The sequence below is a fragment of the Tumebacillus flagellatus genome, from assembly GCF_000714935.1.
Classification (GTDB): domain Bacteria; phylum Bacillota; class Bacilli; order Tumebacillales; family Tumebacillaceae; genus Tumebacillus; species Tumebacillus flagellatus.
Genome location: NZ_JMIR01000062.1, coordinates 1 through 5295, shown reverse-complemented (window position 1 = coordinate 5295; position 5295 = coordinate 1). Strand labels below are relative to the sequence as shown.

Annotated in this window: 4 protein-coding genes; all 4 read right to left on the bottom strand. The window is 55.8% G+C overall.

What is annotated here, in order from left to right; translation table 11 throughout:
* Positions 1-118 precede the first annotated feature (118 nt).
* The gene (locus tag EL26_RS22645) at positions 119-1330 is read right to left on the bottom strand and encodes a NupC/NupG family nucleoside CNT transporter (RefSeq protein WP_038094662.1); all 1212 of its coding nucleotides are present in this window, start codon (positions 1328-1330) and stop codon (positions 119-121) included.
* Between the two features lie 136 nt (positions 1331-1466).
* Positions 1467-2879, bottom strand: coding sequence for an ABC transporter permease (locus EL26_RS22640; protein ID WP_038094660.1), 1413 nt, complete (start codon positions 2877-2879; stop codon positions 1467-1469).
* Positions 2876-3613 carry an ABC transporter ATP-binding protein gene (locus tag EL26_RS22635; protein WP_038094657.1) on the bottom strand — a complete coding sequence of 246 codons (738 nt, stop codon included), beginning with the start codon at positions 3611-3613 and terminating at the stop codon, positions 2876-2878. Before EL26_RS22635 ends, EL26_RS22640 begins: the two co-directional genes overlap by 4 nt.
* Positions 3614-3649: 36 nt before the next feature.
* Positions 3650-4933, bottom strand: a complete 1284-nt coding sequence (locus tag EL26_RS22630) for an acetyl-CoA hydrolase/transferase family protein (protein ID WP_038094655.1) — start codon at positions 4931-4933, stop codon at positions 3650-3652.
* Between the last annotated feature and the right edge of the window lie 362 nt (positions 4934-5295).

The following is a 5295-nucleotide window of genomic DNA, read 5'->3' as shown; positions in this document are numbered from 1 at the left end:
GCGCCGATGGTACTCGGACCGCAGGGTCCCGGGAGAGTAGGACGTCGCGAGGCAACAGCAAAGCAAACAACGAAAAGACCTGATCCATCGCGGATCAGGTCTTTTTTGTCGTTTTCCGTCAGTGAATCAACATCCCTGCGATCGCTGCATTTAAGAGGTTCGCCAACGTTCCCGCAAACAACGCCTTGACGCCAAGTCGTGCAACATCGCCTCTTCGGCCTGACGCCAAACCTCCGAAGGTCCCGATTTGGATTGCGATCGAGGAGAAATTCGCAAACCCGCACAGGGCAAATGTTACGATGACGGCCGTTTTGGCAGTGAGATGCGGCATCACCGGAGCGAATGCCGTGTACGCGACAAATTCGTTGACTGCGATTTTTTCCCCGATGAATCCGCCGGCAGTTACAGCATCGGACCAGGGAACTCCGACGATCCAAGCAACCGGAGCAAAGAGGTAACCCAACAGCAGTTGCAAACTGAGGCCTGGGTGGTGGAACAAACCGCCAATGCCGCTTAGAATACCGTTGATCAGCCCGATCACCGAGATAAACGCCAACAGCAGAGCTCCTACATTGACGGCCAGCTTCAAACCGCTCAGTGTGCCTGCAGCGGCAGCATCCAGGATGTTTGCCGATTCGACGTCTTTTTCCATACGAACAGCCGCTCCGTTCAGCGGTTCTTCCGTTTCGGGGAACATCAGTTTTCCGATGCAAAGCGCGGCAGGAGCGGTCATGATGCTGGCGGCAAGCAGATAAGGCAGGGGAATCCCCAACAGGGAATAACCCACCAAGGTCGACCCTGCGACAGACGTAAAGCCGGATGTCATGACTTGAAACAATTCGGCTTGGGTGAGACGTTCCACATAAGGCCGGATCAACAAGGGAGCTTCCGATTGGCCGAGAAATACTGTGGAGACGGCGGACAACGATTCCAAGCGGCTGGTTCCCAGCACTTTTTGAACGGCGCCGCCTACGATTTGAATGATCCAAGGGATGACCCGCAGGTAATAGAGAATTCCAATCAACGCCCCCAGGAAGATGATCACGGGGAGCACCTGCAAGGCAAAGATCGTGTTGTTTGGCTGGATCAGTGATCCGAACAGAAACTGAATTCCTTCGTTCGCGTAGTCAATCACCCGCTGCACCAGAGAGGAAAACCACTGAAGGGCGGTACGACCTGGTTCCCACAACAGAACAAGCACCGCAAACAGAAGCTCAAAGAAGAGGCTGAGCAGGACGGTTCGCCAGTTAATGCGGCGCTTGTTGTTGGAAAATAGAAAAGCGACCAACAAGAGAAACAGAATGCCTAAGATTCCCCAGAGAATATGCATGATAAAACCTCGTTCGGTAGAGTTTGGATGAAGATCGTTAGTAAGGTTCCCCGTCTGACTGCCACTATGCGAGAAACTCACCACTTCCGATGCATCTTCAAAACGACCATTAAAAAAGCGCCTGAACCCCCATGGGTCAGGCGCTTTTCTCCTCTTCCAAAAAACGATTCGGCAGGTAGTAAAACGCGACGTACAAACTGAACACAACCCCCGCCAGCGGCATCCAAGCAAGATGCTGGAGCGGCAAACGTCCGGAGATCAGCATCAGCAAACTAAGCAGGATGCTTTCGGCGATCAGCAGTTGCAGAGCGAGCCACGAGATTCCGCGTTTTTTATCCTGATCGGTGAGCGGGTAGATGCGCACCAACTCCGAGTAGCGCCGTTCCGACGCCAGATTCGGCAGTTGGAAGCCCATCAAGAACAGCCCCACCAGAAACAGAACCAACGCCACCCACACATTGGACACAAAGTACAAAATCACGCCGACAAACACCATCAAGCGCAAGTAGATGCCAAAATACTCGCTGTACCGGAAAAACGTTCGGATATAGAGGTACAAATAAGGCAGCTTCTGGTTGATCGGAATCCGCCGCACGAGCGCCATGATCCATTCACGGCGTTTGACGCGATTTTTGAGCTTCGGTACTTCGACGAAGAAACTCGCCACCGTATAGTACGCCGACAGCGTTTGCTGCTCCAGATCGAGCACTTCATTCCACGGCAGGCTGCGCACTTGGCGACCGCTGCGAACCAGCCACGCGACCGCAAGGAGCAACGCGACTCCGGCGAGCGCGTACCAGAGCGCCAACGTGATCAGCCCGTAGATCACCAAAGCGTTTCCGACGAAGCGCACGGCAAGCGACGCCCCAAAACGACGAACCAGCAGCATTTCCATCCAAGAAAACCACAGGTTCCATCCTTTCAACAGCAAAGCCGCAACGGCGCACAGCAACGCGGCTCCAATCCCTGCTCTCGCCTGAAACAGCGGCACCAAAACCCCGACCCACACGACAGCCTGCACGCTTTGAAAAAACGCACTGTACCGCCACGCCCGCCGGTAATAAGCGCCCATCCGCTCTTCGGCGGGAAGCAAGAACACCAAGTCCGGCTCCTGCAAAAACGTCCGCACCCGCCCCCGGCAAGCGGCAAAGCCCACGATCACGGCGATGAACCAAGCGGCAGGAAAGGAAGCGGGCAAGCGATCCAACACCGCTTTGTACCCGAACGCAATTCCGATCACCAGCGCGATCGCCGACATCAGCACGCCTTGGTTGCGCAAGATCGACAGAAACAACAAAATCCCCTGCACCCAAGCCCGCTTCACCCGCGCCGTGTACAGATCCCCGAGATCGGCAAACCCGCTGATCCCATAAGGCACTCGTGCAACGGAAAGCGCACTTTTTTCCGAACTTGCAGAACTTTGGTTACCAGCAGTGGATCCCGTACGCGTTGCATCCGTGTCGCCAGCTTTTTTTCCCGAACGAGCCGAACCCGCACCGTCTCCGTCCTTCACCTGCGTACGAGGCTTTTTCTCCTCAGCCCCGCTCATCGCACGGCCCCTCCGCTGACAACATGGTTAAACATCTCCTCGAGCGTCGCCCCCGGCAGCCCGGACTGCTCTTGCATCTGGGACACGGTGCCGCGGAGCGCCACTTGCCCGGCGTTGACCATCACGAACCGGTCGCAATACCGCTCCGCCGTCGCCAAGATGTGCGTCGAGAGCAAAATCCCGTGTCCCTCGCGCTTCATCTCAATCAACAACTCCAACAGCGACTGAATCGCCAACGGGTCGAGCCCCACAAACGGCTCGTCCACGATCAACAAGTCGGGCGCCGCCACAAACGCGCAGAGGATCATCACTTTTTGCTGCATGCCTTTGGAGAACGTGTTCGGAAACTCGTCCACCTTATCCGCGAGACGAAACACGTCCAACAACCGCTTCACCCGCTCGGAAAAAACGGCCTCCTCCAGCCTGTACACCAACTTCGTCAACTCCAAATGCTCCCACAGGGTCAACTCTTCATATAATCTCGGTTGCTCCGGTATGTACGAAATCCGCGAACGAAACTTCAACGGGTCGGTGCTGAGAGACCCGCCTTCCAGCAAAATTTCGCCCTCAAACGGCTCCAACAACCCCAGCACGTGCTTCAAGATCGTACTCTTGCCCGCGCCGTTCATGCCGATCAGTCCGACGATCTCGTGCGCGTTCACATCGAGCGACACGCTGCGAATTACGGGCGTTTCCGGGGCATACCCTCCGGTGATGTTGCGTACTTCAAGCACAACAAAACCTCCTACCTAGTCAGTCATGCTCCCATTTTACAGCAGATACCCCATTTTGCGGGCTTCAAACTCCAATTCCTCCCGAAATTTCGGATGGGCGATGTCGATCAGAGCGCGGGTGCGTTCGCGGATCGTTTTTCCCTTGAGCCGGGCGACGCCGTATTCGGTGACGATCATGTCAACGTCGTTTTTGGACGTGGAGACGGCAGATCCGGGGGAGAGCGTGGGGGTGATCTTCGAAACGCTGTCTCCCTTGGTCGTGGAATGCAGGCATATGATCCCGCGCCCGTTCTTGGACAGCCGTGCCCCGCGCGCGAAATCCGCCTGCCCGCCGGTCGACGAATAGTAACGCCCCTTGACCATCTCCGAATTGCACTGGCCGAGGAAATCGACTTCCACCGTCGAGTTGATCGACACCAAGTTCGGAATCTGCGAAATCATCCGCACGTCGTTCGACTCATCCACCGGTATCATCTTAAGGAAGGCACATTCGTTCATAAACTTGTACAATTTCTCGCTGCCCAGCGCGAACGTCGTCGTCATCTGCCCGGTGTAGAGCGGTTTTTTCTGATTCGTGATCACGCCTGCCTCAAACAGATCGACCACCCGATCCGGCAACAACTCCGTAAAAATCCCCAAATCCCGATGCCCGCTCAAAAAATCCATCACCGCGTTGGGGATGGCGCCAAACCCGATCTGCAGCGTGTCTCCGTCCACGATGAGATCGGCGATTTGCTGCCCGATCTTGGCGTCTTTGTCCGTGATCTGCGGTTCGTCGAGCGTGGGGAGGGGGACGTGGTTTTCCACCAGCGCCGCCACTTGCGAGATGTGAATTTGGTTGCGGCCGAACGTGCGCGGCATGTTTTCATTGACTTCCAACAAGATCAGCTTCGCGTCGTGCAACAGCGTCGCCGTATAGTCGCAGTTGGTGCCAAGCGAAAAGTACCCCCGCGCGTCCATCGGCGATACGGTCGCCATGATCACGCGGTTGTCGGTCATCTCGCGAAGCAGAACGGGAAGGTCGGAAAAATGATTCGGCAAGAGGTCGAGCGAGCCGTCGTGAAAGCCCGGCCGGTCGCCTGAGCCGAGGAACATCGAAACGGTGCGGATGCGCTCTTGCGGCACGTCCAGCGCCGGACGCAACGAAAGCATCTGAAACAGCCGATTGCCCCGCAACTTCATCTGTCCAGGCAACGCATCGAGCAACGCCGGAGGTTCGCCTGCAGAAAGCGGGACGAGGATGTCGTCGCCCGGTTCGATCCGTTCAACTGCTTCCGAGGCGGTGCGGAGTTTTTGGTGGTATAAAGTTTGGTCGTTCATCTCCATCTCTCCTTTGGAGTTAGTATAAATGAAAATCAGCAGAATACCCGCGCAGGGACGAGCCCTGAGGAGCCGATTGCTTCGGTTGTGCTATTTTGTTCAAGCCAAAGCGTTGAGCAGCGGCACCAGACGTGCTAAGATAAGTCCTGTCGCCGCGAGAGACACACGCTGCGACGCTCGAAAGAAAAGATTGAAGGAATCGCTCGGAATTAGTTATTGACTTTTCATCGTACGACGTGCTATATTAGAAAACGTCGCCGCGAGAGAGCGGTTGAAAAAACGAAATATCCCTTACACGTGGAGAGATACCAAAGTGGCCAAATGGGGCGGACTGTAAATCCGTTGCGTAAGCTTCGAAGGTT

What these genes read in the sequence shown, in the direction of transcription:
- EL26_RS22645 (WP_038094662.1), bottom strand. Translation starts at nt 1,330, where the DNA reads ATGCATATTCTCTGGGGAATCTTAGGCATTCTGTTTCTCTTGTTGGTC.
- EL26_RS22630 (WP_038094655.1), bottom strand. Translation starts at nt 4,933, where the DNA reads ATGAACGACCAAACTTTATACCACCAAAAACTCCGCACCGCCTCGGAA.
- EL26_RS22640 (WP_038094660.1), bottom strand. Translation starts at nt 2,879, where the DNA reads ATGAGCGGGGCTGAGGAGAAAAAGCCTCGTACGCAGGTGAAGGACGGA.